The sequence below is a fragment of the Myxococcus sp. CA023 genome, from assembly GCF_010998615.1.
Taxonomy (GTDB): Bacteria; Myxococcota; Myxococcia; order Myxococcales; family Myxococcaceae; genus Myxococcus.
In genome coordinates, this window is the sequence record NZ_JAAEAH010000108.1 from 1 (window position 1) to 26,988 (window position 26,988).

General features: G+C 68.2%; 23 protein-coding genes. 4 read left to right on the forward strand and 19 right to left on the reverse strand.

Going from position 1 to position 26,988, the window contains the following annotated elements; all coding sequences use genetic code 11:
- Positions 1-691: hypothetical protein (locus tag F8M74_RS33710; RefSeq protein ID WP_240462318.1), on the forward strand; the 691-nt coding region annotated here is incomplete at its 5' end.
- 4 nt (positions 692-695) lie between these two features.
- Here F8M74_RS33710 and F8M74_RS33715 read toward each other — a convergent pair.
- From F8M74_RS33715 to F8M74_RS33735, 5 genes are all read right to left on the reverse strand, one after another.
- Positions 696-1,886, reverse strand: a complete 1,191-nt coding sequence (locus F8M74_RS33715) for a pyridoxal phosphate-dependent aminotransferase (RefSeq protein WP_141257630.1) — start codon at positions 1,884-1,886, stop codon at positions 696-698.
- A 47-nt stretch (positions 1,887-1,933) separates the two neighbouring features.
- The gene (gene coaD, locus F8M74_RS33720; protein ID WP_141257629.1) at positions 1,934-2,416 is read right to left on the reverse strand and encodes a pantetheine-phosphate adenylyltransferase; all 483 of its coding nucleotides are present in this window, start codon (positions 2,414-2,416) and stop codon (positions 1,934-1,936) included.
- 45 nt (positions 2,417-2,461) lie between these two features.
- Positions 2,462-3,019 (reverse strand): 16S rRNA (guanine(966)-N(2))-methyltransferase RsmD, encoded by a 558-nt coding sequence (gene rsmD, locus F8M74_RS33725; protein WP_090491327.1) that lies wholly within the window; start codon positions 3,017-3,019, stop codon positions 2,462-2,464.
- A 25-nt stretch (positions 3,020-3,044) separates the two neighbouring features.
- Positions 3,045-4,079 (reverse strand): hypothetical protein, encoded by a 1,035-nt coding sequence (locus F8M74_RS33730; protein ID WP_163884678.1) that lies wholly within the window; start codon positions 4,077-4,079, stop codon positions 3,045-3,047.
- A gap of 105 nt (positions 4,080-4,184) precedes the next feature.
- A complete protein-coding gene (locus F8M74_RS33735) occupies positions 4,185-5,192 on the reverse strand; it encodes a cation diffusion facilitator family transporter (RefSeq protein ID WP_141257627.1) in 1,008 nt (335 codons plus the stop codon).
- A gap of 116 nt (positions 5,193-5,308) precedes the next feature.
- Here F8M74_RS33735 and F8M74_RS33740 point away from each other — a divergent pair, with 116 nt between their 5' ends.
- The 3 genes from F8M74_RS33740 to typA all read left to right on the forward strand — a co-directional run bounded on the left by F8M74_RS33740 (position 5,309) and on the right by typA (position 9,880).
- Positions 5,309-6,895 carry a sigma 54-interacting transcriptional regulator gene (locus tag F8M74_RS33740; protein ID WP_141257626.1) on the forward strand — a complete coding sequence of 529 codons (1,587 nt, stop codon included), beginning with the start codon at positions 5,309-5,311 and terminating at the stop codon, positions 6,893-6,895.
- Positions 6,892-7,833, forward strand: coding sequence for an alpha/beta fold hydrolase (locus F8M74_RS33745; RefSeq protein WP_141257625.1), 942 nt, complete (start codon positions 6,892-6,894; stop codon positions 7,831-7,833). Before F8M74_RS33740 ends, F8M74_RS33745 begins: the two co-directional genes overlap by 4 nt.
- Positions 7,834-8,032: 199 nt before the next feature.
- Positions 8,033-9,880 carry a translational GTPase TypA gene (gene typA / locus F8M74_RS33750; protein WP_141257624.1) on the forward strand — a complete coding sequence of 616 codons (1,848 nt, stop codon included), beginning with the start codon at positions 8,033-8,035 and terminating at the stop codon, positions 9,878-9,880.
- A 92-nt stretch (positions 9,881-9,972) separates the two neighbouring features.
- Here typA and cglE read toward each other — a convergent pair whose 3' ends face one another.
- From cglE to F8M74_RS33820, 14 genes are all read right to left on the reverse strand, one after another.
- Positions 9,973-10,575 carry an adventurous gliding motility protein CglE gene (gene cglE, locus F8M74_RS33755; RefSeq protein ID WP_140862578.1) on the reverse strand — a complete coding sequence of 201 codons (603 nt, stop codon included), beginning with the start codon at positions 10,573-10,575 and terminating at the stop codon, positions 9,973-9,975.
- A 152-nt stretch (positions 10,576-10,727) separates the two neighbouring features.
- On the reverse strand, positions 10,728-12,776 hold the full coding sequence (locus F8M74_RS33760) for a TonB family protein (protein ID WP_141257623.1): 2,049 nt from the start codon (positions 12,774-12,776) through the stop codon (positions 10,728-10,730).
- 55 nt (positions 12,777-12,831) lie between these two features.
- On the reverse strand, positions 12,832-13,116 hold the full coding sequence (locus F8M74_RS33765; RefSeq protein ID WP_141257622.1) for a hypothetical protein: 285 nt from the start codon (positions 13,114-13,116) through the stop codon (positions 12,832-12,834).
- 222 nt (positions 13,117-13,338) lie between these two features.
- The gene (locus F8M74_RS33770) at positions 13,339-14,736 is read right to left on the reverse strand and encodes a lipopolysaccharide assembly protein LapB (RefSeq protein WP_141257621.1); all 1,398 of its coding nucleotides are present in this window, start codon (positions 14,734-14,736) and stop codon (positions 13,339-13,341) included.
- Complete coding sequence (locus F8M74_RS33775) at positions 14,733-18,338, reverse strand: tetratricopeptide repeat protein (protein ID WP_163884680.1); 3,606 nt, start codon at positions 18,336-18,338, stop codon at positions 14,733-14,735. The genes F8M74_RS33770 and F8M74_RS33775 overlap by 4 nt, the downstream gene beginning before the upstream one ends.
- A gap of 214 nt (positions 18,339-18,552) precedes the next feature.
- Positions 18,553-20,091, reverse strand: a complete 1,539-nt coding sequence (locus F8M74_RS33780; protein WP_141257619.1) for a tetratricopeptide repeat protein — start codon at positions 20,089-20,091, stop codon at positions 18,553-18,555.
- Between the two features lie 23 nt (positions 20,092-20,114).
- On the reverse strand, positions 20,115-21,431 hold the full coding sequence (locus tag F8M74_RS33785) for an outer membrane beta-barrel domain-containing protein (RefSeq protein WP_141257618.1): 1,317 nt from the start codon (positions 21,429-21,431) through the stop codon (positions 20,115-20,117).
- Between the two features lie 12 nt (positions 21,432-21,443).
- The gene (locus F8M74_RS33790) at positions 21,444-22,265 is read right to left on the reverse strand and encodes an outer membrane beta-barrel domain-containing protein (RefSeq protein WP_171410470.1); all 822 of its coding nucleotides are present in this window, start codon (positions 22,263-22,265) and stop codon (positions 21,444-21,446) included.
- A 386-nt stretch (positions 22,266-22,651) separates the two neighbouring features.
- A complete protein-coding gene (gene rplC / locus F8M74_RS33795) occupies positions 22,652-23,326 on the reverse strand; it encodes a 50S ribosomal protein L3 (RefSeq protein ID WP_141257616.1) in 675 nt (224 codons plus the stop codon).
- Between the two features lie 146 nt (positions 23,327-23,472).
- Positions 23,473-24,243 (reverse strand): hypothetical protein, encoded by a 771-nt coding sequence (locus F8M74_RS33800; protein WP_141257615.1) that lies wholly within the window; start codon positions 24,241-24,243, stop codon positions 23,473-23,475.
- Positions 24,244-24,309: 66 nt separating this feature from the next.
- The gene (locus tag F8M74_RS33805; protein WP_141257614.1) at positions 24,310-24,783 is read right to left on the reverse strand and encodes a hypothetical protein; all 474 of its coding nucleotides are present in this window, start codon (positions 24,781-24,783) and stop codon (positions 24,310-24,312) included.
- A gap of 58 nt (positions 24,784-24,841) precedes the next feature.
- Positions 24,842-25,912 carry a HupE/UreJ family protein gene (locus tag F8M74_RS33810; protein WP_141257613.1) on the reverse strand — a complete coding sequence of 357 codons (1,071 nt, stop codon included), beginning with the start codon at positions 25,910-25,912 and terminating at the stop codon, positions 24,842-24,844.
- 47 nt (positions 25,913-25,959) lie between these two features.
- Positions 25,960-26,526 carry a hypothetical protein gene (locus tag F8M74_RS33815; RefSeq protein ID WP_141257612.1) on the reverse strand — a complete coding sequence of 189 codons (567 nt, stop codon included), beginning with the start codon at positions 26,524-26,526 and terminating at the stop codon, positions 25,960-25,962.
- Positions 26,523-26,681, reverse strand: a complete 159-nt coding sequence (locus F8M74_RS33820; RefSeq protein WP_020478757.1) for a lmo0937 family membrane protein — start codon at positions 26,679-26,681, stop codon at positions 26,523-26,525. Before F8M74_RS33820 ends, F8M74_RS33815 begins: the two co-directional genes overlap by 4 nt.
- Positions 26,682-26,988: the final 307 nt, after the last annotated feature.

Here is a 26,988-nt window from a genome sequence, read left to right on the forward strand (position 1 = left end):
GCCCACGCCCGAGGCGGAGCCCAAACAGGCCGAGGCGCCCGCGACGCCACCGGCCGCTGAAGCGCCCGCTGTGCCGGCTCCCTCTGAGGCCCCCGCCAAGAAGAAAGGCACCGCCGCCGCCAAGAAGGCCGAGGCTGCGGCCCCGAAGTCCGAGGCCCCCGCCGCTCCGAAGTCGGCAGCCGCCGCCGAGTCGCCCCGCGCGGCGCCCACACCGCCCCCTGCGGACGCACCGCCGGTCGAACTGCCTCCCGGATTTGCCGACTTCAAGCGCGACCCCATCCCGGACGCGCCGCCGCTGTCGCCCGAGGAGCAGATCCGCAGGGACATCCAGGCGGACGCGCGCTTCCTCTTCCAGTCCCTGCTGACGGGGGACGTACGCACCGCCTCGAACGAGCTGCTCTACCCGTTCAGCCTGGAGGCGGAGCGCTACGCCACCCCGGAGGAGCTGGTGTCGGCATGGGTGAAGCAGCTGCGGCTGAAGCGCACGGACCTCATCACCCTCTATGACGTGGAGGTGATGCCGCTGGAGGCCATGGAGAAGAAGTACGGCAAGGCGCCCGCGCGGCTGGGGGTGGACCTGCGCAACCCCAAGGACGTGTGGACGGCCGTGGGCAACCTCTCCGGCCGCCCCGCCGTCCTCGTCTACCGCAAGTACCGCGACGAGTTCCGCGCGTTCGCCTACACGGACTGAGCGGTCAGCTCAGGGCCTTGACCAGCTCCCCCAGCCGGACAAGGCCCTTCTGCAGCACCTCGCGCGAGGTGACGAAGCTCATGCGCACGTAGCCGTCCGCGCCAAACGGCTCGCCGGGCACCGCGGCGACGCGGAAGTCGTCGAGGAGGATTTCCGACAGCTGCATCGCGGACGTCACCGGCTTGCCCTTGTACGACCGGCCCAGCAGGCCCCGCACGTCCGCGAAGGCGTAGAAGGCGCCCTCGGGCATCCGGCAGCGCACGCCGTCCAACGCGTTCAGTCCCGCGATGAAGAAGTCACGGCGCTCGCGGTACTCCTTCACCATGGTGGCGATGGTGTCCGGCGGCCCCTGCAACGCCGCCAGCGCGGCCTTCTGGCCAATGGAGGAGGCGTTGGACGTGGACTGGTCCTGCACCATCTGCATGCCGGCAATCAGCGGCTTGGGCCCGGCGATGTAGCCCAGGCGCCAGCCCGTCATGGAGTACGCCTTGCTCATGCCGTTCACGACCACCAGCCGCGGCACCAGGTCCGGCGCCACGTCGCTGATGCCCAGGCGTTCGTCGGTGTAGGTCAGCTTCTCGTAGATGTCGTCCGTGACGATGAGGCAGTCGTGGGGCCGTAGCACCTCCGCGATGCGCTCCAGCGCCGCGCGCGAATAGACGGCGCCGGTGGGATTGCCCGGGCTGTTGATGATGACGGCGCGCGTGCGCGGCGTGAGCGCGCGGCGGATGGCTTCCGGGTCCGGCGCGAAGCCGTCCTCCTCGCGCGTGGGGACGATGACGGGCGTGGCGCCCGCCAGCCGCACCATGTCCGGGTAGCTGACCCAGAAGGGCGCGAAGATGATGACCTCGTCACCCTCCTCCAGCGCCGCCTGGCAGAAGTTGTAGAGGGCCTGCTTGCCACCGGACGTGACGAGCACCTGGTCCGGCGTGTAGCGCAAGCCGTTGTCCCGCTCGAGCTTGGCGCAGATGGCCTCGCGCAGCTCCGGGATGCCGTTGGTGGCTGTGTACTTGGTGAAGCCCGCTCGCAGTGCGTCCACCGCGGCCTGCTTCACGTAATCCGGCGTGTCGAAGTCCGGCTCTCCCGCGGCCAGGACTACTACATCCACACCCTTGGCGACGAGCGCCTTGGCGCGCGAGTTGAGAGCGAGCGTCGGAGACGGCTTGATGGCCTGGAGCCGGTGAGCGAGTTTCATGTCCCTTGCCTAACGCGGAGCACTGCGCCGGACAAGAGGACTGCCTGCTACTTCCTTCCAGCAAACTTCGCCTTCAAACCTTCGTGCACGTTGGGCGGCACCAGCCCGGTGACATCCCCACCGAAGGAGGCCACTTCCCGGACGAGGTTGGAGGAGATGTAGAAGTAGTCCTCCCCCGTCATCATGAAAACGGTCTCCACGTCGGGCGCCAGCTTGCGGTTCATGTTCGCGAGCTGGAACTCGTATTCGAAGTCCGACACCGCTCGGAGCCCGCGGACGATGACGCCCGCGTTGCGCCGCCGCACGTAGTCCACCAGCAGACCGTGGAAGGCGTCGACCTCCACCCGGTCGTCCTGGACGGCCTCTCGAATCAACGTGCGCCGCTCGTCCTCGGAGAAGAGCGGTGTCTTCTTCGGGTTCACCGCGATGGCCACGATGAGCCGATCGAACATCTTCAGGCTGCGCTGAATGAGGCTCAGGTGCCCGTTGGTGAGCGGATCAAAAGAACCAGGATAGATGGCGACCAGCATGTGCCGGGAAGTCTCGGATGCCCCCGGGAGCCGGTCAAGGCCTGCTCACGGCGCCCGATAGAAGCTCACCAACGTGTCCCCGAAGCGGCGCTGGTCTTCCCGGTCAAGCCCGGCATGTGTGTCCGGCGCCGCCTCGCGCTTGTCGTGCTCCACCACCACCATGCCAGAGGGGGTCAGCAGCCCGGCGGCCACGATGCCGTCCAGCACCGTCTCCACCACGCGCGCGGCGTACGGAGGGTCCGCGAAGATGAGCTCGAAGCGGTCGCCCCGTCGCTTCAGCGTCTCCAGCGCCCGGGCCACCGGCGCGGACAGCACCTCCACCTGCCCGGCGAGCCCCACGGCCTGCGCGTTCTCACGACAGAGGGTGAGCGCCTCGCGGTCCTGGTCCACCAGCACCGCCTGCCCCGCGCCGCGAGACACGGCCTCCAGGCCCAGCGCACCGGTGCCGGCGTAGAGGTCCAGCACCCGCTGGCCGTCCAGGAACTGGCCCAGCACGTTGAAGAGCGTCTCCCGGACGCGGTCGGCCGTGGGACGGATGTGAAGGGACGAGGACTTGGGGCCGGCCAGGGCGCGGCCCTTGGCGGTGCCTGCGACGATTCGCATGGGCCCCTTCTACACCGCTCCGGCCTCAGTCGCCCCGCTTCTCCGCCAAGAAGCGCAGTGACGCCTGCCCCGTGCGCGTGGCGCCCAGCGCGGCCAGTACCTCGGTGGCCTCCATGAAGGACAGGGCCTCCAGCTTCTCCCGCGCGGCGTCGTCCAGCGGCGGCAGCTGCTCCTCCAACACGCTCAGCAGCTGGCCCGCGGGCAGCCCGGCGGCAGTAGCCTTCTCCTCCACGCTGGCGCGGACTTCCTGGGGCCACGCCCCCAGTGCGAGCCGCGCGAAGCCGCCCACGCAGTCCACCTTGCGCACGCCCGCCGCCACGTACGTGGGCAGCCCGGCGGCCAGCGCCGCGCCCGCCTCACCCACCGACAGCACGGCGTCGTACTCCGCGGCCAGCTCCACCAGGCTCCGCAGCAGCCGCACGTCCGGCTCGCCTTCACCAAGCGCGGACTCCGGCACACGGACGAAGTCCACCGGCACCTTCCACTGCCTGAGGCCCTCCAGCAGCGTCCGGTACGCGTCCACGAACCCGCCAGAAGCGGCCGGTCCCGTCAGCTCCAGCGCCAGCTCGCGCTCGGTCACCGGCGCCACCAGGGCATTCACGGCCTCCACGGCCTCGTAGGAGTCCAGCCGGGACAGGTCCAACGACACCAGCGAGAAGCCGGCGTCCACCACGCGGTAGATGCCGTCCTTCAGGGCGTCCAGCGTGTCCGCGTCCGCCCGGGCTACCCGTATGGGCCCGGCCTGGAGGAACAAGGGCCGCGCGTGTTCAGCCTCGGCGGCCGCCTGGTGCGCGGCCACGACGAAGCGCTCGGGCGCCCCCCGGTCAGACAGTGGGTGTGGGCAGGCCAGCCCCAGCACGGCGTCTTCCGACCGGGCCGCGCGCAGCAGGCCCGGCAAGGCGCCCTTCGCTTGTACCGGCAGACACGGCAGCGCCACCGGCGCCTCCGCCAGGGCACGCAGCAGCTCCCGGGGATTGAGCAGCGGAACGCGCGAACCCGCGCCCACCCGCGCCACCGTGTTCCCCGGCCGTAACGTCAGCACCTTGTCCAGCACGTTCATGGAGCGCGGAGAATCATCCGCCCGCGCCGCCCGAGGCAAGGCGAAGCTGCTGGGAGCGTCCGCTGGGGCACGCGGACGGGGCGCCCCGGCCGAGCCCCAGGGCCGTCAGTGGACCTCGCCCAGGTGGGAATAGGTCTCGCTCTCGATTTGAATCGTGGTGTGGTCGATTCCGAAGCGGTCGTACAGGTCGTGCTTCACCGCGGAGAGAATCTCGTCGTTGTTGCAGACCATGGGGTCCTGCACCACCAGGTGCGCGGACAGCGCGTATACGCCGCTGGAGATGGTCCACACGTGCAGGTCATGCACCGCCGTGACGCCCTGCGCGCGCAGCATCAGTTCCTTGATTTGCGCCAGGTCCACGTGCGCTGGCACCGCCTCCATCAGCACGTCCACCGCGTCGCGCACCAGCCGCACCGCGCCGATGACGATGACGATGGAGATGACCACCGAGATGATGGGGTCCACGACGTACCAGCCCGTGTACGCCATGATGCCCGCGCCCACGAGCACGCCCACCGACGACAGCGTATCCCCCAGCACGTGCAGGAAGGCCCCGCGCACGTTCATGGAGTGGGAGCGGTGCAGGAACCCCAGCGCGCCCAGGTTGGCCAGAAGGCCCACCGACGCCACGATGGCCATGGGCCCGATGTCCACCTGCGCCGGTGAGCGCACCCGCTCCCATGCCTCATAGAGGATGAAGCCGGTGATGCCCATCAGCAGCACGCCGTTGAGCAGCGCGCTGAGGATCTCCATCCGGTAGTAGCCGTACGTCTTCTTCACGTCCGCCGGCTTGCCCGCGAACCACAGCGCCACCATGCTCAGCGCCAGCGCGGACACGTCCGTCAGCATGTGGCCCGCGTCGGACATCAGGGCCAGCGAGTTCGTCAGCCAGCCGCCCACCGCCTCCGCCAGCGCGATGGTGGCCGTCAGCACCAGGGCGAAGATGAGCCGGCGCTTGTCCTTCTTCCGCTCCTCCGCCAGTCCGCCCTTCCGGGGACCGTGCCCATGGCCGTGCCCATGGCCATGATGATGATGGCCATGGCCATGTCCGTCGCCGTGGTCATGCTCGTGGCCATGCCCGGATTCACCGCGGGTGTAAGGGGAAGTAGTCACGGGAGTGAGGGGTGCGGCTAATGCCCAGTCATGAGGTATGAGAGGCCGGGAATCTGGCTGCCGCCAGGCCCGGCATCCCCTGCTCCGGAGCGTGGGGAGACGCGACGGAGGCGGGGATGGACTACGGGAAGCATCTGAACCTGCACACCATCATCATGCTCAGGGATGTCATCCGCAAGTGGTGGCAGGTCGAGCTGGCGTTCGCGGACCGCCACGGCGTGGTGCATGAGTGGCAGCGCGGGGAAGTCAGCCCGCCGCCGAACGCCTTCTGCCGTGCCGCCCTGACCTCGAAGGAGGGCTTGCGGCGCTGCGGCCAGTCCGTCCGTGTACTGAACGAGAAGTTCAAGGCCAACAAGAAGGTGCGCCGCTCGCTCATCCACGACTGCCACCTCAACTTCAGCATCGTGGGCGCGCCCCTCTACATCGCCAACGAATACGAGGGGTTCCTCTTCGTCGAGGGCTTCGCCCGCCAGCCTCTTGACGCGCGCGAAGCGGACGTCCTCAAGTCGAAGGTGCGCCAGTTCGCCCCGCAGCACGTGGCCCTGGACGGGTGGAGCGAGCAGGTTCCCGTCCTGGACGGCGCCGAATTGAGCAAGCTGTCCGACCTGCTCGAGTGCGCGGCGAATGAAATCGCCAACCACGAAGCGGCGGAGGCCTCCCGGCAGGAGGACGGCGCGCCCGGGTCGTCCCGAGAGCTGAGCGACCGCTACCGCTTCGAGAAGATCATCGGGCGCTCCGGGCCCATGATGGAGGTGTTCCGGTTGATGGAGAAGGTGGCCAACTCCGACTCCACCGTCCTCATCAATGGCGAGTCCGGCACCGGCAAGGAGCTGGTGGCCCGCGCCATCCACCTCAGCGGCCCGCGCGCGCAGCAGCCCTTCGTGGTGCAGAACTGCTCCGCCTTCAACGACAACCTGCTGGAGAGCGCCCTCTTCGGCCACACCCGCGGCGCCTTCACCGGCGCGCTGCGCGACAAGAAGGGCCTCTTCGAGGTCGCCGACAGCGGCACGTTCTTCCTGGATGAAGTGGGCGACATGTCCGCCGCGTTGCAGGTGAAGCTCCTGCGCGTGCTCCAAGAGGGAACCTTCCTGCCCGTGGGCGGCACGCAGCTCAAGGAGGTCAACGTCCGCGTCATCGCCGCCACCCACAAGGACCTGAGCGAGCTGGTGAAGCGGGGCGAGTTCCGCGAGGACCTCTACTACCGCATCAACGTCATCCGCGTGCAGCTGCCGCCCCTGCGGGAACGGCGCGACGACATGCCCGTCCTCATCGACCACTTCCTGCGCAAGCACCACCGCGAGGGCCAGCGCGCGCGGGGGCTGGACGCGGAGGCCCTGGCCATCCTGGGCGCGTACGCGTGGCCAGGGAACATCCGCGAGTTGGAGAACGAAATCGAACGCCTGCTCGTGCTGGGGGGCGACTTGGAGTCCATCCCCGCCGAACTCATCTCCAGCCGCATCCGCGACGCCGTGTTGCCCGGAGGAGGCCCCTTCATCTCTCCGCGCGCCCACGGCAAGCTGCACGAGGCCGTGGAAGCCCTGGAGCGGGAGATGATTCAGCAGGGACTGATGCGCACGCGCTACAACAAGAGCCGGCTGGCGCGAGAGCTGGGCATCAGCCGCTCCAACCTCATTCTGAAGATCTCGCGCTACGGCCTGGACAAGGGCCTTCCCGAGGACGAGGCGGAGATGGGCGACGCATGAGCCCCGGCACGCGGTACTTCCACCAGGACCGCCTGCGCGTCCCGGACGGCGCGGAGCTGTACTACCAGGTCCAGGGAGACGGCCTTCCGGGCATGGTCTTCTGTGACGGCCTGGGCTGTGACGGCTTCGCCTGGAAGTACCTGGCGCCCTACCTGGTCCGGAACCACCGCGTGCTGCGCTGGCACTACCGGGGCCACGGCCGTTCCACCGTCCCCGAGGACCGCTCTCGCATCGGCATGCTGTACACCTGCGATGACCTGCGGCGGGTGCTCGACGCCGTGGGGATGGAGCGCGTCGTCCTCTTCGGCCACTCCATGGGCGTCCAGGTGGCGCTGGAGTTCCAGCGCCGCTACGCCCAGCGCGTCTGTGGGCTCGTCCTGGTGTGTGGCAGCTACGGCAACCCGCTGGACACCTTCCACGACTCCACTGTGCTCAAGCGGGCGTTCCCGCTCATCCGCCGCGTGGTGGAGCGATACCCGGAGCAGTCCGCCCGCATCATCCACACGGTGCTGCGCACGGAGCTGGCCGTGCAGTTGGCCATCACCCTGGAGATGAACCGGGAGCGCATCGCCCGCAACGACCTGGCCCCCTACTTCGACCACCTGGCCCGGATGGACCCCGTCGTCTTCGTGCGCACCCTGGAGTCCATGGCGGAGCACAACGCGTGGGACCACCTGCCTCATGTGGACGTCCCCACCCTGGTGGTGGCGGGCGGCCAGGACAAGTTCACGCCGGGTTGGATCTCCGAGGAAATGGCCGACCGGATCCCCGGCGCCGAGCTGGAGCTCATCCCCGAAGGCACCCACACCACCCCACTCGAAGCCCCCGGGCGAGTGGAGGCCCGCGTCGAGCGCTTCCTCCGGGAGCGACTGAACGTGCGTACCGGCGCCCCCTCACCCACGCCTACACCGGTGGTGAGCCCTCCCGCTGGCCCCTGAGCCCTGCGGAAGGGGCCGGCCCCCTGGCGTTGTTCATGGGTAACAGGAGTGAAAACCCGCCCGCACGTACGCTGGGCTTCCGGCTGCATTGCAGGGGACGCACTCGCGGCATATAAGCGCCGACCTCCCGGGTTCCGGTGGGGTTCGGAAGCCCCGGCGTCCTCGGGCGTTCCCCACCAGCCATCACAGTTCGGTTCGTATGATTCCTCGCGAAAATATTCGTAACGTCGCCATTGTCGCTCACGTCGACCATGGCAAGACCACGCTCGTCGATCACCTGCTTCGCCAGGCGGGCACCTTCCGTAGCAACGAGCACGTCGCCGAACGGGTGATGGACTCGAACGACCTCGAGCGCGAGAAGGGCATCACCATTCTCGCGAAGAACACCGCGGTCAATTACAAGGGCATGCAGATCAACATCATCGACACCCCGGGTCACGCCGACTTTGGTGGTGAGGTGGAGCGTGGTCTGCGCCTCGTTGAGGGCGTCATCCTGCTGGTGGACGCCGCCGAAGGCCCCCTGCCCCAGACGCGCTTCGTGCTCAGCAAGGCCCTGGCCATGGGCCTGAAGACGGTGCTGGTCATCAACAAGATCGACCGCCAGGACGCCCGCGCGAAGGACGTGCTGGACCTGGTGTACTCGCTCTACATCGACCTGGGCGCGGACGAGCAGCAGTTGGAGATGCCCGTCCTCTACACCATCGCCCGCCAGGGTCAGGCGTCCACGCAGCTGGAGGTCCCCGGCAAGACGCTGGAGCCCCTGTACGACGCCATCATCAACCACATCCCGCCTCCGCCGAAGTCGGAGGAGACGTCGCTGCAGCTGCTGGTCGCCAACCTGGACTACGACGACTACGTCGGCCGTCTGGCCGTGGGCCGCGTGCAGGCCGGCCGCATCTCCGCCAACATGCCCGTTTCCGTCTGCCGCGAGGGCGGCAAGGTGCAGCCGGGTAAGATCGTCAAGCTGTACGGCTTCTCCGGCCTGAAGCGCGTGGAGATTCCGGACGCGGGTCCGGGTGAAATCGTCTCCATCGCCGGCATCGAGGAGATCTCCATCGGCGACACCATCGCCGACGCGGAGAAGCCGGTGCCCCTGCCCCGCATCACCGTGGACGAGCCCACGATGATGATGGTCTTCAAGGTCAATGACGGGCCGCTGGCGGGCAAGGAAGGCAAGTTCGTCACCTCCCGCAACCTGCGCGAGCGCCTCTACCGCGAGGCCTACCGCAACGTGGGCGTCCGCGTGGAGGACACCGACACGCCGGACGCGTTCCGCGTGGTGGGCCGCGGCGAGCTCGCCCTGGCCGTCATCATCGAGAACATGCGCCGCGAGGGCTACGAGCTGACGGCCTCCAACCCGGAGCCGATCACCAAGGAGATCGACGGGCAGGTCCACGAGCCCATGGAGCTGCTCTTCTGCGACGTGCCGGAGAACAGCGTGGGCGCGGTGACGGAGCGCCTGGGGCCCCGCAAGGGCCGCATGGTGGACATGGGCACCCTGGGCTCGGGCCGCACCCGGCTCCAGTTCCGCATCCCCGCGCGCGGCCTCATCGGCTTCCGCTCGGAGTTCCTCACCATCACCCGTGGCGAGGGCATCATGAGCAGCCAGTTCGACGGCTACGAGCCGTGGTTCGGCTACATCCCCAAGCGGCAGAATGGCGCCATCGTCTCCGACCGCCTGGGCGACACCGTGCCCTACGCGCTCTTCAGCATCCAGGAGCGTGGCTCGCTCTTCATCGGCGCGGGCACCACGGTGTACGAGGGCATGATCATCGGCGAGCACTCGCACGCGTCCGAGCTGAACGTGAACTGCTGCCGTGAGAAGAAGCTCACCAACATCCGCGCCGCCGGCCGCGACGAGAACGTCATCCTCACCACGCCGCGGGAAATCAGCCTGGAGAAGGCGCTGGAGTGGATCGCCGACGACGAGCTGGTCGAGGTGACGCCCAAGTCCATCCGCATGCGCAAGAAGGCGCTGGCGGTGGGCGAGCGCTACCGCGCCGAACGTGACCGCAAGCGCGAGGAGCGCGCGGCCGAAGGCGACTAGGCCTTCGCTCTGCTGGGGCGCTCACTGGGCGCCCCGCATCACCAGGGCCCGTTCCCACTGCGTTGGGGGCGGGCCCTTCGTGTATGCGGGCTTCAGAACGTGTACTTCACCTTCGGGAAGATGGCGAAGGAGGTGATGTTGGGCCCGATGATGTAGCGGGCCAGCAGGTCCGCGCCGACGGAGAAGTGGTCCATGCCCGTGGCGTACTCCACGCCGAAGCCCAGGCCCGCGTTGGGCGCGCTGACGGCGCGTCCCGGGTCGCCCTCGTCGGGGTCCACGGGCGCCGGATCCAGCCGCGTGTAGCCCGCAACCACCTTGGGCGTAAGGAACAGCCGGTCCATGACGCGCACGTGGTAGGCCGCCGACAGGTTGAAGAAGGCCATGGTGAAGTTGTCCGACAGCGCGCACGTCTCCGTGCCGGGCAGGTAGCCCGCGAAGCAGTTCTGCGCGGACGAGCCGAGCCCGAAGTGCGCCCCCAGCGACAGCTTCTCCGTGAGGTCGTACCCCACTCCGAGCTGAAGGTACGTCTGGGCGTTGGAGTAGACGTTCTCCCCGCCCACGGTGAAGAACACGCCGATGTCCGTCTCGGTGAAAAAACCACGGCGCGGCTCGAACGCCACCCCTTCCGGCGGTGTGGCCGCAAGAACCGGAGACGACAGCAGCGCGAGCGCGGCAATCAACTGAGACTTCTTCACGGGTCCTCCCGACAGACGTGCCCTCCCAGCGCAACGCGGGAGCGCCGCAGACGTTAATGACGCCCCCCTGGAACCGGCAGTGGGGGAAAACGAAAGTGGCGTGGACCGTTTCGTCCACGCCACTCGGGTCCTTCACAGGCCGCTACCGCCGTTCACCCTCCCGCGCCCGCGGGCGAGAAGAGCCAGGGGTACGTCACCGACACCACGCCGCCGCCCTTGGGCTCCGGGAACTTCCAGCGGCGGATTCGCGACAGCATGCAGCGCTCCGCCGCGGCGTTGTTCAGCGTCGTCTCGGCGACACTCGCGTCCGACACCGCGCCCGTGGGGTCGATGACGAAGGCCACCGCCACCTTGCCGGCGAGGCTCGGGTCCTTGTTCAGCTCCGACTCGTAGCAGTACTTGATCTCCCCCTGGTGCCGCCGGATGACCTTTGCGATGACGTCCTTGTCCAGGCCGCCCACCACCGTCGTCTTGCCGGGGATGACCTTGGTGATGGACTTGCCACGGCCGCCCAGGTCGATGCCGCCCGACCCGCCCGTGCCACGGCCGGTGCCCTGCGTCCCGAGACCACCGATGCCCAGCGCGGTGCCACCAGCGCCCTTGCCAGTGCCACGCGAGCCCACGCCGCCCACGCCCTGCGCGTCCCCCATGGCCGCGCCGCCCTTGAGGCCGCCCAGCGCGTCGTTGATGCCGGTGCCAAAGCCGCCGGGACCGAACACGTCCGATGCCCCACCCTTCATGCCCTTGAAGGCGCCCAGCAGGCCGGCCTTGCCCACCGCCTGACGGTCCTTCTCCTTCTTGCTCTTGTCCACCACGGGCGTGCCGGGCTTGGAGGGCGCCGCTTCCTGCTGCTTCGCCTCCTCCTTGCCGAACTTGCCTTCCTCGTCCTTCGCCTTGGCGCCCTCTTCCGGCGCGGACAGCTGGAGCTTCTTCGCCTCCAGCCTCTTCTCCGGGGTGATGAGGAACTTCGCCACGCGCTGCTGGGACTCGAAGATGTCCGCGCTCTGCGGCAGCTCCTGGCGCGGCGTCAGCACCATGGTCAGCACCACCGCCAGGCCCGTCAGCATGCAGATGCTGGTGATCTTGAAGAACGTGAAGTCGGAGTCCTTCAGCGACGCGGCGGTGATGACCGGAGACGGCTTCACGTAGCGCGCGACGAAGGACACCGTGCCCAGCGACACCTCCACCCGGTCGTGCAGGCCCAGGGTGAAGCACTGCTCGGCGTCGTCACCGGCCTGGCCAGAAAGCGCGCCCGCGGCCCGCAGCGAGTCCTTGGTGCGCACGTTGCCCTGGTTGGTGACGAAGGCGCGCGAGCCCGCGGGAGCGCGCACCTCCAGCACATCCTTCTTGCTGATGGCCAGCACGTGGCTCTTGCCCACCGACGGCGCGAAGACATTGAAGAAGTTCTGCTTCGCCTCGCCGATGGTGACGGGCACGCCGTCCTTGAAGTGCTGGACCTCCAGCAGGGTGTCGCCCCACAGCAGCGCGACCTGGAGGACGCGCGCCTCGGGCGTGGGCATGGCCTCGGGAGGCAGCGGCTCCTGGAGGTGCGGCGCCACCGTCCGCGGAGGCGTGGCCGTGTTCGCCGCATTCGGCGTGGACGTCCGCGCCGTGGAGGGCGTCGTGCGAGGCTGGAGCCCCGGAGGCGCCTGCCGGGGCGGCTCGACCGGAATCACACCGGGAGAGGCCACTCGCTCCACGCGGTTGCCCAGCGCCGTGGACACCTGGCGCATGGGCGGCGGCGGCGTGGGAACCAGGTTCGGCAGGTCCGCGCGCGTCTGCGTCTGCATCTGCATGCCACGCGGCGGCGGTGGCGTGGCCACCGGCCCCTGGAACACCGGCCCCGCCACCCGCGCACCCGCGGGAAGCGGACGCTCGGGCTGGGTCGCGCCGAAGAGCACCTCCACCCGGCTGCCGCCCACCATCAACACATCCCCGGGATTGAGCGCCGTGGGGAGGACGAGCCGCTGTCCCCGCACCTCCGTGCCACCCTCACTCCCCAGGTCGATGGCCGTGACCGAGCCATCCTTGTCCACCTTCAGCATCACATGGAGATTCGAAACCAGCGGGTCCTGAATCTTCACTGCCGCCTGAGCGCCCGACCCCACAATGACGCTCTCGGCCTCCGACACGGCTTCCGCCGTGGAGCCATCCGGCCCGGTGATCCGAAGCGTCAAGCCGTTGTTCTTCGCCGCCGCCATGAGGATTTTCCCTCTTCCCTTCCGCCCTTAGAACGACTGCCGCCGCCCGCTGCCGCTAGAGGTTGTCGACTGACTTCTGTAACTCTGGATCGAAGTTGTCCCGGACCTTGATGAGGCTCTGGAAGTCCGTCTTCTTCCGGTGGAGTACGTACGAGCCCTCAGGCTTCGTGAGCTCGCCTTCCACCGCGACATCCGTGAAGTCGATGACCGTCTTCTTCCGGACGACGGTGCGGTCCTCCTCCTGGACGACCTTCACCGTGTCTCTCGACTCCTGTGACACCGCCACCGAGGGTGCCGCCCACAGGCCCAGCACCATCACCGCTGATACCAGTCGCCTCATGCTCAACCTCCCAATGCACAGCGCGATCCAATCTCAAGTCCTTGAATCCAGAGGAGCTCGCCTGCTCATCCGGGTACTGCAGCCTGGAGAGGGGAAAAAAGTTCCGCCCCTCTTCGTCAAAACTCCAGCCAGCCTGCTGGGGTGATGCCTCCGGGGCATCGTCCGGAGTGGGTTCGGAACCTGAGCCCCCATGGCGGCATCCTCTGGCGTCGTGCCAGTGCCTTACTCAGGCGGTGCGCCCGCGCCGCCCGTGGCATCGCCTTCCGGCGCCACATCCGAGCCCTGTCCAGGCGCCACATCCTCGGCGCCCCGCGCGGGCTGCGCACCACCGCCGCCAATGGCCTCATCCGCCGGAGCGCCATCGCCTTCCGCGGTGGCGGGCGCGGCCTCGGGCGGTGGGGCCTTGAGCATGTTCTGCAGGCCCTGGACCTTGGCGGTGATCATCTGCTTGTCATTGTCGGTCGTCGTCTCCAGACCCTTGCAGCGGTCGAGGAACGCGATGGCCTTCTGCCAGCCCGCGCGGTCCGACGCATACGCCCAGCCCGCGCCGCACACGGCCTCCGGCAGGTCCGAGCGCGTGGCCAGCACCTTCTCGAACGCCTCGCCCGCGGCCAGGCCCTTCTTCGGGTCGCGCCCCTTCTGCCCGTCCAGCGCCCAGGCCAGGTACAGCGTCACGTCCGGCGAGCCCGGCTCCAGCTCCGCGGCCTTGCCAAAGGAGCGCTCGGCGCCCACGTAGTCGCGGTAGCTCAGCGCCAGGGCGCCCAGGTTGAGGTAGCCCGGGGTGAACTTCGCATCCAGGGAGATGGCCTTCTGGAACTGCACCAGTGCGCGCGCTCGGTCGTCCAGCTTCAGGTAGACCATGCCCAGCAGGTTGTAGAGCGCCGGATCGTTCTCCGAGTGCTTGCGCGCGTTGCCTGCCAGCAGCTCCGCCAGCCGGTACTTCTCCCGTGCGTAGGCCACGTGCGCCAGGTTCTTGTACGCCCCCGGGTTGTCCTTGTTGCGCACCAGCACGCGGCGCGCGGCGGCCTCGGACTCGTCCAGCTTTCCGGCGACGCGATAGGTGATGGACAGGCTGTTGAGCAGCGACGCGTCGTACTCGCGACCAGGCGTCTTCAGCGCCCGCTGGAACAACGCGATGGCTTCGTCCAGCCGCCCCTGCGCCCGGTACATGACGCCCAGGTTGACCACCGCGGGCACGTGCGCCGGGTCCAGCAGGAGGACCTTCTCGTAGGCCACGCGCGCGTCATCCGGACGGCCCTGGCGCTCCGCGATGACGCCCAGGTTGAACTGCGCGTTGAGGCTCTGCGGCAGTTCATCCACCACCGCCTCGAAGCCCTTGCGCGCACCGTCCAGGTCCCCCGCTTCATAGGACTTGAGCGCCGCCGCGAAGGCGGACTGCGCGCTGCCGGACTTCTGCGCGGGAGGCGGCACCAGCTTCTGCTCGGGCACGGGCTGCTGCGCCGCGGGCGGCGTCACCTCCGGCGCGGCGGTCTGCTTCTTCTGAGGCCCCGAGGCGCACGCCGCCGTCAAGGCCAGCGAGCCGACGAGGAGCGAACGGAACCAGGTCATCTGCGTCTTCCCCGCCCCAACCTGAAAGGAATCGATGCGAAACGGCTTCATCGCAGCACCTCCCCGCGCGCCGCCGTGGGTGCTTGCGCCTCGTCATCCGAGGGCTTCGAGGAATCCGCCGGGACCGGCGTCGTCGCGGTGGCGCCTTCCAGCACGCGCACGAGGTCCGAGCGGACGAGTGTGTCGCTGCCGCGGTAGTTCACCTGCCGCACCTGCGCGTAGGCCCCCGGACGCAGGCGGTTCACCTGGTCCTGCGCGGCCAGGGTCCACGGACTGTAGACGCCCAGCTCGTAGGCCTTCTCCAGCGCCTTCTCCAGCGCCTCGGCGGCCTTGTCCTCCAGCGGCAACGCCAGGTTCTCCAGCTCGCTGCGGTACATGGCGAGCTGCTCCTCATCGAGCCCGGACGGATCCGGTGAGTCCATGATGTTGCGCGCGAAGTCGGCATAGGCCAGGCCGATGCGCGTAAGCGCCGCGATGCCCCAGTCACCGGAGCCGGTGGACAGGACGGCGAGGTACTCCTTCTCCAGCCGCTGGATCTCCTTCTGCTTCGCCGCCAGGTCCCGGCGGATGGTGCTCACCCGCGAGAAGCGGATGCCCGCGTAGCGGTTCCACGCCGGCTCCAGCGACAGGAAGCGCGCATGACCGTAGGCATTGAGCACCGCCGTGTCCTTGCGAGCGCTCTCCGGCAGCCGGTTCCACGCCCGCACCAACTCGCCCTGCACGCGCTCCTGCTCGCGTACGTTCTTCAGCTGCTCGTACGCCAGCAGCTCGTGGTAGCGCGCCTGGTACACCTGCGCGGAGCTGGAGCGCGAGTCACGGCCGTACGTCTCCGCGAAGGCGCCGAACGCCCGGGCCGCCTCGCTCCACTTCTTCTCCTTCTCCCACGCGACCGCCGCCGCGAAGGCCACCTGCGGCACGTCCTTGCGATCCTTGAAGCGGGAGACGTACGTGTTGTAGGCGGCCACGGCCTTCTGCGGCTCACCCGCGCCTTCCCACCAGACGCCCGCATTGAACTGCGCATCCGCCATCCAGCCGCCGGCCTCGTCCAGCAGCGCCTTGCGCTCGGCGGCCTTTCGCTCGCGCTTGGACTCCGCGTCCTCGGCGCCCGGCACGACACTCGCCTTGGCGACCGTCTTGGTCGCCTTGCGCTTGCCGTTGACATCGTCCGCCTTCATCGCGGCGTCGTAGCTGGCCACGAAGGACTCCGCCATGACGGCGGCCTTCCGGTACTCAGCGACCTTCTCGTAGAGGCCCGCCAGCGAGTAACGCGCCTTCAGCTCGAAGGGGCTGCGCGGGTACTCCTTGAGGAAGCGCTCACCCGCGGCCAGGCCCTTGTCGATTTCGCCCGCCTCCTGCGCGATGACCATCGCGTAGGTGAGCGCACGGTCCGCGTTCTCTGACTTGGGGAAGTCGGACACGAAGCGGAGGAACTCCTCGGCGGCCTTCTTCGGGTTCTTCTCCTTCTTGTAGACGACCTCGTCCACCCACTTGTACTGGCTGCCTTCGACGACGCGGCTGACGCGCACGGCGAAGTCCGTTCCGGGCTTGGCCAGCTTCCTGTTCCCCAGGAACTTCTTGGACAGCGTGTTCAGCTCGAGCCACTCCTCGCGGCTCTCCAGCACGTACATGGTGAGGTCGGCCGCGTCGCGCGAGCGGCGCTCCTCGGGGAACTTCTCGATGATTTCGCCGAAGCGCCGGGCCGCGTCCACGAAGTGGCTGCGGTCATAGAGGATGACGGCGGCCTGGTAGCGCAGGTCGATTTCGTCCTGCGTGTTCGGATACAGCTTCACAAAGACGTCGCACGCGGCGACCAGCCGGTCCTCGAACTTCGTGAGCGCCTCTTCCTGGCGGTCCTTCGCGTCGCGCTTGACGATCTTCTGCTTGGCGACGTCGCCCTTGTCCTTCTTCTCGTCGACCTTCTGGCCTTCGCGCAGGTCGCTCCTGGCGAGCTGGCCTCGCTCGATCTTCACCAGCTTGTCGTAGGCGAGGATGGCGTTGTACGCGGCACTCTTGCGGTACGCCTCGTTGGAGACCTCGCGCGCGGTGTCGCGGTCCGGAATCTTGAAGGCCACCACCGCGTCGTACTCGGCCGCGGCCGCTTCCCACTCCTCCAAAGCCCAGAGGATCTCCGCGTAGAAGAAGCGGAGGTTGAAGGCGGAGTCCGCCACGAAGTCCGGGTTCGCGTTGGAGGCGAACGCGTCCACGTACTGCTTGTAGATGTCACGCGCCAGTCGGTAGGTCTCCACCTGGCGCGTCTTCTGCGCCTCCTGGTGGTACTCGGTGACCATGACGCGCATGGCCTCTTCCGTGACGTTGAAGGCGTTGCGCAGGACGGCCGTCTTGCCCTCGTTGGCCTTCCACCACCCGCCACCAGGGCTGTAGAGGTCCACCATCCGCTTCATTTCCTTGCGGACCAGCTGGCGCTGGCGGAGCCCCTCGTGGGCGCGGACGATGGCCTGCTGGTACTCCGGCGCGTTGGCGCCCATGGGCTCGTCGTCCACGAGCGTGCGGTACATGAGGATGGCGCTGTCGAAGTGGCCCGCGTCCACCAGGCCTGCGGCCGTCTTGGCCAGCAGGCGGCCCACGCGCTGCGCCGGCGCCTTCTCCTTGAAGTAGGCGATGGCTTCCTTCGGCTGATCCAGCTGGACGTAGAAGACCGTCAGGTCGTTGAGCGCCTCGGTGCGCAGGTCACCCAGCTCGGGGCTCTTCGCTGCGTAGTCCACCACCTCGTGGAGCTTCTTCAGGCCGGGCTCGTAGTCGCCGGTGTTGAAGTCACACCAGGACAGCTTGTAGACGGCGTAGCCGTAGATCTTCGGCACGCGCGAGTCCCGCGCCTTCTCGTAGTTCGCCTTGGCGGGGATGAGCTTGTTGTTCTCGAAGTAGTGGTTGCCGAGCTGGATGTACGCGTCCGGCACGAACTGCGACTTGGGGAAGTCGCGGATCAACTCCTCGTAGCGGGCCACCGCGTCCTCGCGGCGTCCCAGCTCGTAGTAGTTGTACCCCATGGAGAAGAGGACCTCGTCGCGCTGCGGATAGTCCGGGTACGCGTTGAGGATGTCCTCGTAGATGCCCATCGTCTCGGTGCGGTAGCGCTCGCTGTCCGCGTGGTTCTTCTTGGGCGGCTCCACCTTCTCGCCGCGCGCCACGGCCGCGTCGTATTCCTTCTCCGCCGCGAGGAAGCGCGTCATCTCCAGCTGGTAGTGGTACTTGGACTTCTCCCAGTAGAGCTCCGACAGGCGGTAGAGCATCTCCGCCTTCTGCGGATTGCCATCCCGCAGCTTGGGGATGAGCCGCTTGAAGGCGGCGATGGCCTCGTCGCGCTTCTTGTCCGCCAGCGCGTCCCGCCTGGCGTCCGGGATGCGGGGCAGCTCCGCGAACTTCGCCGACGCGGGCTGAACACGCGCGGGCCCCTGCCGCACGTCCTCCGGCGCGACACCCGGCGGCGCCTTCTCCTCTGCCTTGCGGTCGACCTGGGCCTTCGCGGACTTCTTCTTCCCGCCCGCCTTGCTGGACGCACCGGAGGTCTTCGACGCGGACGCCGCGCCGGGCTTCTTCCCTCCCTTGCGGGCCTGCGTTTCCGCCGCCTCTCCCACCCCGCCAGTGATGAGCACCGCACCCACCGCCAGCGCACCGAAACGAAGAACCACCTTCATGCGAGCTCCTGCCGTGAAGCCGACCCGGCATGCGGGCAATCCAGCACCCACTGACGAGGGACGACGGAAAGTAGATGCGCACTTCTGGATTGAGAAGTGGCGGTGGAACGGTGCTTGCGCACTGTCAACAACGACGAAGGGGCCGCTTCCACGCGGTGTCGCGTGGAGCCGGCCCCTCAAGGTACGTGCATGCGTGACGGCGGCGCTCGTGAACCTACGGCTGCTGTTCAGCGGTTTTCGCCGGACAGCCACGCTTCAGCGTGTATTGGTAATAACCAATCTCGTCGATCCAGAACTCGCCCTGGAACTTCCAGTAGTTCCAGGCCGCGCCTGGCATCTTCGGGCGATACAGCGACTGCCGTGTCAGCAGCGCCTTCTGGTCAACGCCGGCCTGCAGCAAGTCCTTCTCATCCAATGCCGTCTGCACGCGGATGATTTCCGCCTGGTCGGAGAAGGTCCGCAGATTGTCTGCTGCCTCACGGATGCGGCTCTGCGCCAGCGTGCCGCCCACCTGCAGCAGCGTCCCGCGCACCTCCTCGAGCGACGCGGTGGACTGCGCCGCCAGCGGCGTGCCGCGCCAGCGTCCGTTCGTCAGCGCACGCTTCTCGTTGTCCACGCGCTCCAGCATCCGCATCACCTCGCGGATGCGCTCGTTATTGCGCAGCCACAGGTACACCGGACGCGGCAGCCGGCGGTTCTCCGCCGCCACCAGGTTGAAGGACTGCACCAGCGTCACGTCCTCCCCGGTGAAGGGCTCCAGCTGCGTCTCCATGGGCCCGTAGAGTTCATCGAAGGCCGCCAGCGTCGTCTTCACCTCGTCGTAGAGGCACGAGTAGTAATAGACGGTCGCCTTGAGAATCCACGACTCGGGCTGGAAGGCCCCGGCGAACTGCGGCGCATGCAGCGCCTGGAGGCTGCCGAGCGCCCCGCCGAAGTCCTCGTTCTGAAAGCGCGCGAAGCCGTTCTCGAAGAGGGCCTGTTCCCAGTAGCGCGAGTAGCGCGGCACGCGCTCATAAGCGGCGCTGGCATCGGTGTACTCACCGCGGCGATAGTGGAGCCGGCCCAGGGCGATGAGCGCCAGGTGCTGCGTGGCGCGCAAGTCCATCTGCCCATCCTTCGCGGCCAGCACCGCGTTGAAGGCGGCCAACGCGTCCTTGTCCAACACGGAGGCCTCGCCGGGACGGCCCGGGAAGCGCGGGTCCGCCAGCACCACGCCGAGCAGGTAGCGGGACTTCGCGTACACGCGGCTGTCCTGGGGGACCGCCTCCAGCAGCAAGCGCGCTTCCTCGAAGCGGCTCTTGCGCTGGCTCACCGTGCCCACCAGGTAGTTGATGCGCGCGAGCACTTCCTTGGGCAGCGTCACCCAGCGGTCGCGCACCTCGTCGGTGTAGGCCTGGTTGAGGATGCTGGGGATGAGGTTGTGCTCGTCCAGCTGCTGCTGCATGTCCACCAGTCCCTCCACCGCATTGAGATACGAGGGGTGCGAGGGTCCGGCATTGACGATGGCCGCATAGGCGATGAAGGCGGCCACGGGCAGGCCCTTCTGGGCCAGGGCCTGTCCGAGGAAGTACTCCGCCTTGCCCTTCACCTCCGCGTCGGAGGCGCTCTCCGCGAGTTCGAAGAAGAGGGGCGCGGCGGTGTCCATGTCACCTGCGTTGAAGGCGGCCAGCGCGCGGTTGTAGCCACCCGAATCAGGCTGGGCGGACACCGCGAGCGGCGCCAGGGCGACGAAGAGGCTGAGCAGTCGTTTCATGGCGGTTCGGGCCTTCCTGAGCATCAGAAGAGGACAGAGAAGCCGGCGTAGAAGCTCACGTTGTTGAGGACGTCCGAGGACGGCTCGACCACCAGGTCTCGGCCCAGGATGATGTCCTCGCGGTAGTTCTTCTTCGTCTTCGGATCGACGCCGTCGAACTTCTCGTAGCGGCAGCTGCCGCTCAGGTTCAGCGAGGCGAAGTCCTGGTTGGTGGAACGCGCCGCTTCGAGCGCCTCGAAGTCCGCCAGGTTGCAGCCGTCCACCCGGTCCACGCGCGCGGTGTAGATGAGGTCCCGCACCTCCACGCGCAGCGCGTACGACTCGCCGAACTGGAGCCGGAAGCCGCCCCCCACCGAGCCCATGAACTTGGAGCCCGTGTCACCGAAGCGCGCGGGCACCCGGAACGACTCGCCATCCACATCATTCGTCACCGCGGGGCGGATGAGGTGGCGCGTGGAGCCGATGCCCGCACCGCCACTGAGCACCACGCTGAACTGCGCGAGCGAGTTGTTGAGGAAGGCGAACTTGCCGTAGAGCGGCGTCACCTCCACGCCCGCGTGGGCGCCCCACACCAGGAGCAGCGACGAGGCCGCCTGCGCCTGCTCACGGACCTTGTCGATGAGCTCCAGGTTGAAGGCGCTCTCGTTCGAGTGCCAGTTGTACTGGCCCATCACCTGGAGGGCGAAATTCTCCTGCAGGTGGTATGTGTAGTGCGCCGCCGTGCCCACGTGGTGGGTGTACTTCCCGTTCACCTGCACCGTGGCCGGATACACCGTCAGCTCGTGACGGCCCGCGTCCGCGAAGCGCTTCTTCTGGACGATGTGCACCGACACGTTGGGGTTGTAGAGCGGCGCTCCGTTCACCAGCCGCTGCTGCTGCGCATCCGTGGTGCGCGGCGCATCAGAGCCCAGGTCGGACGCCAGCACCGGTGCATCATCGGAAACCGGCGGCGCCTCCTGCCCGGCCATGCCCGTCGTCGAGGGAGCGGAGTCCGTCTCCACGGTGGGCGCGGGCACCGGCGCGGTGTCGTCAACACGGGAAGGATCGCTCGCGGGAACCTCGTCGGTGCCCTGCGCCGGGGCCGCGTTGGGGCGGCCCCCCGCGGGCGGCGCGGATGCTTCCGTGGCTTCGGTGGGCACCAGCGGCTCGGGCCGGGACGCGGGCCCGACAGGGGCCTCCGGAAGCGACTGCGGCGGCGTGGACGGTGGCGGCACGGACGTCTCCGCACCGGGCGCGGGCACTTGCTGGACCTGCGCCAGCGCGAAGGCCGGAGCCGGGACGCGTGGCGCGGCCTGCGTGGCCGTGGCGACAAGGAGCGCGAGGGACAGGAACGGTCGCATAGTCAGGTGGACCTAGAAGGAGAAGGTGTAGCCAAGGTCGAACTGCACCAGGTGCGTGAGGCCAGGGCTGCGCGCGGGCTCACCCGTCGCCTGCCCCTCCTCCCACGCATCGCGCACCAGGTTGACGCGGTAGTTGTCCCGGAAGACCCAGTCGCGCAGCTCCAGGCGCACGCCGTGCGTGTCCAGGATGAAGAAGCGGAAGCCCACCGCCGCCGACACCACCGGGGCGACCCGCGACTCATGCGCCCAGAAGTTCTGGGTGGCCGACCCGCGATCATCCACCGACGTGCGGTTGTCGCAGATGCCCAGCTCGCGGTTCACTACCTGCGTGCACTGGATCACAGAGTTGCGCTTGAACGAGGCGAGGCCCCCGCCCGCCCAGACGTAGGCCTGGAAGTGGGCCGGCAGGTCCGACAGCAGGCTGAGCTTCCCGTAGATGGGCGCCCAGCGGACACCTGCCACCCCGTGCAGGTTCATCTGCCAGAGGTCTTCCAACTCGTCGGTGACGCGCTTGTCCTCGCGGTTGAGGAAGCTCTCGGAGATGGAACGCGCCAGGCCCGTGTGACGGCTGGCCGCGTAGCCGGCCCGAGCCTCCACCGCGAAGGTGTCGAAGAGGTTGTAGGCCACACCGGCGTTGAAGACGTAGTGCGCCGTCAGGTGTGTCTGCAGCGGCAGACCAACCCCGAAGGACACCTCCAACTTGCCGCCCGGCTCGTACAGCCGGTTGCGGACGACGACGTTGTCCAGGACGTTCTCGTCGTCCTGTGCCGCGGCAACCGGTGCTGCCAGCGAGACGGCCAACGAAGCAAAGACGCAGAGCGTGCGTGCGATCATAATCCTGCCCGGCCCGTGGGGTGGGCCGCCATGAGCGGGAGTGCAAGGAACTCCCCGAGCCACGGAGTCCGCGTCACCTGACGCTCAGACTCCTTCGTGGGGCCTGGATGTGCGCACGGCATCCACGACCGACAAGCCGAGATGGCCTGGAGTCGGAATTCTCTTCACGGTCGTCCCCACCGGACGCCCACCGGTCAACGTTTCCGGGGCATCCCACAGCACGGGACGTAACGAAGCAGGCAGGCGGGTCGTCACGCGGGGCAGACACCTGCCCACCCGCGGAAACCGCACGCACCCTGCCCCGCAAGACAAACGCCCCGCCCGGATGCCCGACGAATCGGGCCCGGAAGCGGGGCGCTTCGAGCGTTCAGACGCTCAGCAGCGAACTACGCGCCGCGCGCGGCCTTGTGCTGCGCGCGCATGGCCGCCTTGATGCTGGGGCGGATGTAGACGACGCCGTTGTTGTGGCCGGCGACGGCACCCTTCACGAGCACCAGGCCCTTCTCCACGTCCACTTCCACCACGGTCAGGTTCTGGGTGGTGACCTGATCCACGCCGTAGTGACCGGGCATCTTCTTGTTCGGGTACACGCGGCCCGGCGTCTTACGCTGACCGATGGCGCCCGGGTGACGCTGGTACTCGTGCGTACCGTGCGTCTTCGTCTGCGAACCCTTGAAGTTCCAGCGGCGCATGACGCCGGAGAAACCGCGGCCCTTGGTGATGCCGGTCACGTCGACCAGTTCGCCCTTGGTGAACATGTCCGCCTTGACGGCGTCACCCACGTTGAAGGAGGCAGCCTCCTCCGGCGTAACGCGGAACTCCTTCAGGTGGCGGCGGTAAGGCGCGTTGGCCTTCTTGAAGAAGCCGCGCTCGGCCAGGTTGAGAATCTTCTCGCGGATCTCACCAAACCCCAGAGTCACCGCAGAGTAGCTGTCCTTCTCCGGGGTGCGCTTGCCAACGACCTGGCAGGTGCCCACGTCGATCACCGTGACCGGGACGAGGTTGCCCTCATCGTTGAACACCTGGGTCATGCCGATCTTCTTGCCAATCAGACCCTTCACGTCGTCCTCACTGCCAGCGCGCTGGTGGCGCGGAAAAACCCAATAAGTTCAATGACCTGGACTGCACGCGTCCCCGCGGTCGCCAGGAAGCGGCGCAATGTAGCAGACAGGTCCCCGCCGTCAAGCACTACGGGCGGGTGCCTCTCTCACTGCGCGCGATCCAACCGCGGGTAGAACGGTGCGAGCTGCGCATCGTTGATGCGCTGTGCATACACGTCTTCGCCCAGGAGGAACAGTGCTTGATCCAGATAATCCTCCGAGGCCTGGACCTGTTCCTCCTTGGCGGCGATTGCCTGGTCGATCTCCGCCATGCGGTGCTCGTGGTCGAGCTTCCGCTCCTCCGCCTCGTCCTCCATCTCCAGCATGCGCTTGTGCGCCAGGATGCCGGCCGCGCCGGGCTGACCGGGCACGGGCGTGAGGGCGGTGGCCAGGTTGGACTCCAGGTCCTCCAGTTGCCGACCGAGCCGCATCTGCTGGAGCCGGTTCTTCTTGAGGTTGCCGCGGGCCAGTTCGATCTTGTCGGGCGGCTCGCCGGTCAGCTCCATGTCGCTGATCTTCTTCTCGAGCTTGACCAGACCATCCTCGGCGTAGCGCTGTTCGGCCTTGCGAGACGCGAGCGTCTTGCGCAGCTCCTTCACCTTGCCGTCGATGGCGTCCACCGCCTTCTTCCACTTCTTGACGATGACGGCGTGCTTCGCCCGCTCCTCGCCCTGCTCGGCGAGAAAGTCCGAATACGCCGCGTCCTCGTCGTTCATCTCCTGCTCGAGCGCCGCCAGTTCATCCCGGCGCGCCACCACAGCCTCTTCGGCGCGGTAGACGCGGTCCATGGAACGGGGACAGGTGGGCTTGCCCGGCAACCTGTCCCGAGCCAGGTCGCCCAGCTGGAAGATGAGATCGTTGTAACTCTCCTTCGCCATGAACGGATTTCTACGCCCAATGCACGGTAACTGTCACCGGCAGAGCGAGAAACCCATGTCATTCCCTCATGAGTCACCCGGGGCGGCGCTGGCCGGCGCGTCGGAGTGGACCACGGGCCCCAGGGCCCCTTCGGCCAGGGACAGCAGCTCCCGGGAGCGGTCCTGCTCCTCGGTGCGGTTCAGCTCGCAGACCCACGCGGAGGAGAGGTCGGCCTGCTGACGGGCCAGCTCCGCGGTCGTCTCGTAGCGGGCGGCCGACGCGCGGGCGAAGGCCCCCTCGCGGCGCAGTTCCAGCAACGTATCCGAATCCAGCTCGATGTCCTCGGGAGGAACTGGCAGTGGACCGCGGCCCAGCGCCGCCAGCCGTGCGAGCAATCGCGACGCGTGAGCCCGGCAGAACGCGGCCAACACCATCAGCCGTGCCCGGACCCTCGCATCCGCGATTCGCTCCGCCAGCGCCGTCATCCGCCGGGCGGAGACGACCTCCGCCTCCCACGCGGCGGCCAGCGCCGCGGCCAACCGGGTATGCCTCGCACCCATTCACGTCCCCCTGTTCCCTACCTTCAATCCGCCAACGTAGGAACGCCTCGCGCGGGATTCAACCGAGGGCGCGTTCAACCATCCAGTACCCACCAGCCGCGAGGATTCCGATGGACAGTCCCCTCACGGCCCTCGTGTGCAAAGCCGGACGGCGCTGGACCATGCGGAGGACGGGCAGCAGCACCGCCACCACCATCGCCTGCCCCAATTCCACGCCGACATTGAAGCCCAGCAGCGCCGTCACCACGGACTCGCCCAGGCCGTAGCCGGCCAGCACGCCCGCGAAGCCGAAGCCGTGGATCAGCCCGAAGAGGAAGGTGACGAGCACCCGGTGCCGGTGCTCGCGCAGCACCAGGTTCTCCACCGCCACATAGATGATGGACGCGGCGATGGCGGCCTCCACCCACCGGGCCTGGGCTCCGTCCAACACCACCCAGCCCAGCGCGGCGGCCCCCAGCGTCAGCGAGTGCGCCACCGTGAAGGACGTCACCAGCAACAGCACCCGCTTCCAGCCGCCCCCCACCAGCAGCACGGCCAGCAGGAATGCCAGGTGGTCCACGCCCTCGAAGATGTGGCGCATGCCCAGGCCCACCCAGCCCGCGAATCGGCTCAGCAGCGGCCTGCCGCGTCCGCCTTCCGGGACGTCCACTTCCGGCCGCGAGGCATCCGCGAACACGGCTCCTGGAACCTCCCCTTCCCTCACGCTGCCCAGGATCACCCGGTACTCCGGCGGCAGCCGCGTCAGCACCAGGAAGCGCTGGCGCATTCCACCCGGCGGGCACGTGAAGGTGGCGGACAGCTCCACGAAGGACTGCCCCGGCGCCGAGGCGTGCGCGGTCCGCACGCACGGCAAGCCTCCGGAAGCCAGCGGCATCGCATCCCAGATGCCCGTGGCGATGGCGTCACGCCGCACATCCAGTCCATTCCGCGTGAGGAGCGAGCCCCCATCCGCGTCGGCCAGGAGCAAGGCCAGCGTCTCCGGCGTCATCGTCAGAATCTGACGGACCTCGGGCGCCTCGGGCCGGGCGCGGTGCGCTTCGATATAGAGGATGTCGGCGTCGTGCGCGGCGGCGGCGCCCGCGGCCAGGAGCAGGCACGCGAGCATGGCCCGGGGGGAGACCCACGTCATGTCCCCTCCAGCCTGCCGTCACCGCCCGCCCGCGTCCACCCCGGGCGCTACTCCGAGACGAAGCGCAGCTCCACCTGCTGGCGGCCGCTCATCGGATCATGCCGCGCGCCGCAGGAGAAGCAGTGGAGTGCCTGGTCCCACTCCCAGACGACCTTCACCTCTTCGCCACAGCAGAGCATGGGCATGACGCGCAGCAGCTCATCCGGCTCTGGCTCCATGGGGCCCGGCAGGGCCTCCGGCTCCACCGCCACGAACGTCGGCCTGGGGTTGACGGACAGCGTGCGCGCCACGTGCGCCAGCTGCTCGTACCGCACGTGGTTGGCCCAGCCGCGCGCCACGGCCTCCAAGTGCCCCTGCTGGGCGGGCGTGAGAAAGGCGTCCGCTTCCGCGCGATAGCCGCAGTACGGGCAGCCCCAGACGGGAATGCCCTCCACGCACTCGTGGGCATTCTCGAAGGGGTAGAAGCCCAGGAGCTTGTGCAGCACCGCGCGCGAGTCCATGGGCCCCGGACGTGTCTTGAAGGGCCGCTGACACTCCGGGCACTCGCGGCGCGTGAAGCCCACGGAGTCCCGGGGCAGCTCCACCCCCGTCACCTCGGGCGCCCCGCGCCTCACGCCGAGGCCGCCCGGCGGCCCTGAGACACCACCGCCAGCAGGAGCGCCACCATCGCGAACAGCAGCAACAGGTGGACCCAGTAACCCTCGGTGGAGCCGGTGGTCAGCCCCAGCCCCCACAACACCAACAGGATGATTCCCATCGTCCAGTACACGCCGCACCTCCACACGCACCACAGCCTGGCGCGGACAAACCTAGGAACAGGAACCCGGACGGGCAACCCGGTCCTTTTCACAGTCACCCGTTGGGAACGGCACTTCTCCACCCGGGCATTTTTTCAGACCCGCCGGGGAATCCAGCGCGCCAGAAACGGCAAATTCGTTGGCGCTCTTAAGGAGAGACTTGCCACGTGCGGCCTCTGGCACACGGGCTGCTTAGGCGTTGCTCCGTCGGCAGGTCAGTACATCCGTACGAGTGCAATGGGGCGCGAGCAGCACGGCGGCGCCGGGAGGGGTGGGATG

Coding starts and splice junctions, on each gene's coding strand:
- F8M74_RS33715 (WP_141257630.1), bottom strand. CDS start 1,886: ATGAAACTCGCTCACCGGCTCCAGGCCATCAAGCCGTCTCCGACGCTC.
- coaD (WP_141257629.1), bottom strand. CDS start 2,416: ATGCTGGTCGCCATCTATCCTGGTTCTTTTGATCCGCTCACCAACGGG.
- rsmD (WP_090491327.1), bottom strand. CDS start 3,019: ATGCGAATCGTCGCAGGCACCGCCAAGGGCCGCGCCCTGGCCGGCCCC.
- F8M74_RS33730 (WP_163884678.1), bottom strand. CDS start 4,079: ATGAACGTGCTGGACAAGGTGCTGACGTTACGGCCGGGGAACACGGTG.
- F8M74_RS33740 (WP_141257626.1), top strand. CDS start 5,309: ATGGACTACGGGAAGCATCTGAACCTGCACACCATCATCATGCTCAGG.
- F8M74_RS33745 (WP_141257625.1), top strand. CDS start 6,892: ATGAGCCCCGGCACGCGGTACTTCCACCAGGACCGCCTGCGCGTCCCG.
- typA (WP_141257624.1), top strand. CDS start 8,033: ATGATTCCTCGCGAAAATATTCGTAACGTCGCCATTGTCGCTCACGTC.
- F8M74_RS33760 (WP_141257623.1), bottom strand. CDS start 12,776: ATGGCGGCGGCGAAGAACAACGGCTTGACGCTTCGGATCACCGGGCCG.
- F8M74_RS33765 (WP_141257622.1), bottom strand. CDS start 13,116: ATGAGGCGACTGGTATCAGCGGTGATGGTGCTGGGCCTGTGGGCGGCA.
- F8M74_RS33770 (WP_141257621.1), bottom strand. CDS start 14,736: ATGAAGCCGTTTCGCATCGATTCCTTTCAGGTTGGGGCGGGGAAGACG.
- F8M74_RS33775 (WP_163884680.1), bottom strand. CDS start 18,338: ATGAAGGTGGTTCTTCGTTTCGGTGCGCTGGCGGTGGGTGCGGTGCTC.
- F8M74_RS33780 (WP_141257619.1), bottom strand. CDS start 20,091: ATGAAACGACTGCTCAGCCTCTTCGTCGCCCTGGCGCCGCTCGCGGTG.
- F8M74_RS33785 (WP_141257618.1), bottom strand. CDS start 21,431: ATGCGACCGTTCCTGTCCCTCGCGCTCCTTGTCGCCACGGCCACGCAG.
- F8M74_RS33790 (WP_171410470.1), bottom strand. CDS start 22,265: ATGATCGCACGCACGCTCTGCGTCTTTGCTTCGTTGGCCGTCTCGCTG.
- F8M74_RS33800 (WP_141257615.1), bottom strand. CDS start 24,243: ATGGCGAAGGAGAGTTACAACGATCTCATCTTCCAGCTGGGCGACCTG.
- F8M74_RS33805 (WP_141257614.1), bottom strand. CDS start 24,783: ATGGGTGCGAGGCATACCCGGTTGGCCGCGGCGCTGGCCGCCGCGTGG.
- F8M74_RS33810 (WP_141257613.1), bottom strand. CDS start 25,912: ATGACGTGGGTCTCCCCCCGGGCCATGCTCGCGTGCCTGCTCCTGGCC.